The organism is uncultured Arthrobacter sp., assembly GCF_902805515.1.
Taxonomy (GTDB): Bacteria; Actinomycetota; Actinomycetes; order Actinomycetales; family Micrococcaceae; genus Arthrobacter_D.
The window spans coordinates 1-1,487 of record NZ_CADCTE010000011.1; the positions used below are offsets into that span (position 1 = coordinate 1).

1 protein-coding gene and 1 pseudogene are annotated in these 1,487 nt (G+C 67.1%); both read left to right on the plus strand.

The window, feature by feature from the left end; genetic code table 11:
* The first annotated feature begins 499 nt into the window (after nt 1-499).
* Nucleotides 500-991, plus strand: a complete 492-nt coding sequence (locus QZX79_RS01540; RefSeq protein WP_294563683.1) for a hypothetical protein — start codon at nt 500-502, stop codon at nt 989-991.
* A gap of 92 nt (nt 992-1,083) precedes the next feature.
* Nucleotides 1,084-1,487, plus strand: a pseudogene (locus QZX79_RS01545) (hypothetical protein); the annotation flags it as partial.

A 1,487-nucleotide genomic window follows, 5' to 3' on the forward strand; every position in this document is an offset into this window, starting at 1 on the left:
TCCTGGTCCACGGCCTCGCAACCGGCGCTCACGCCCGGCGGGCCGCTGCGAGAGGCATAGAGCCGTCCTTGCGGGACGGCACCCGCGGAGGCCCTCGGCGGCACAGCAGCCGGTCGAGGGCCTCCGCCAACCGGCCACGACGGACCGGGTTACGGCTTTCCCCGAATTGAATCCACACCGCGACGGTGCTAGCGGGACGTTTGCCCTCCGTACGGCCACGTCGAACCCACATTTGCTGTCGGGCAAGCCATAGACGCCCTGCTCATTCATGTTTTTCCGGTCCCTCCATCGGGGTAGGCCGGACAGGCCGAGAGGTCCGATTTATGCCCTCACAAGGACGAACGGTCACCCGATCACAGTTACCGACGCATTCGGGGAAAGTTGGCGTCGGCGCCGGACCGCCTCCACCGGTACGGCGCCGCATCATTTCCCGCGCCCCGGATCGTTGGTCCCAACGTCCGGGGCGCACCTAATTCACCTTCGCAGGAGGAAGCTCCGTATGCGCAAGCTCACCAGACGGTCCGCCGGCATCGCCCTCACTGCCCTGGTCGGCCTCAGCGCCGCCGGCGCCGCCTGGGCGGCCTGGAACCTCACCGGCTCCGGTACCGCTCAGGCGAAGGCCGGGTCAGTGGTGAACCTTGAGGTCACCAGCGCCGGGCTGGCCGATGGTTCGCTGTCGCCCGGCAACCCCACTGCGGTCAAGCTGAACGTCCTGAACAAGAACAAGTTCCCGGTCAAGATCACCAACATCGACCTGACCAACTTCACGTCCACCAAGGACGGCTGCGTGGGGGTCGAGAACGTGTCGATCTTCAACGGCGCCGCCCTGCCCGGCGACGTGATCGTGCCCGCGGCCACGACCGACTCCGGCGTGGTCAAGGAGATCGTCTGGGACGGCCCGCTGAAGATGATCGACGACCCGGCGAACGCCTGCCAGACCGCCGGGTTCCAGTTCAACGTGCACCTCGACGCCGTAAGCGCGGCTTCCTGATGGGGACGGTGGGGCGGGGCAGCGCCACCATTCCCGCCCCACCGTCGTTACCGCCCAATGACACGAGCGGAACCAAAGCGAAAGCGACTGGCATGCGCAAGGTCAATCGACGTACCAAGACGATTCTCGCGGTCTGCGGCGTGGCGGCCATCGCCGTCAACGCCGGCGCGGCCTGGGCCTACTGGAGCATCACCGGCTCCGGCTCGGGCGTCGCGCAGGCGGGCACCTCGATCGAGCTGACCCTCAAGGGCCGGTCCGACGACAGGAAACCGCTCTACCCCGGGGGTACGAGCAACCTGACCGTCACCGTGACCAACGAGAACGACTTCCCCATCGAGGTCACCACGGTGTCGCCCGGCACCGGCAAACCCACCGCGGACGAGGCGCACCGCGAAGGCGGTTGCCGCAACACCGGTGTCGTCGTTTCCAAAGATGTGCATCAGGTGTCGTGGAAGGTCGGTCGCAACACCATCGGCGTCTTCACCCTGCCCGACGG

What these genes read in the sequence shown, in the direction of transcription:
- QZX79_RS01540 (WP_294563683.1), top strand. Translation starts at nt 500, where the DNA reads ATGCGCAAGCTCACCAGACGGTCCGCCGGCATCGCCCTCACTGCCCTG.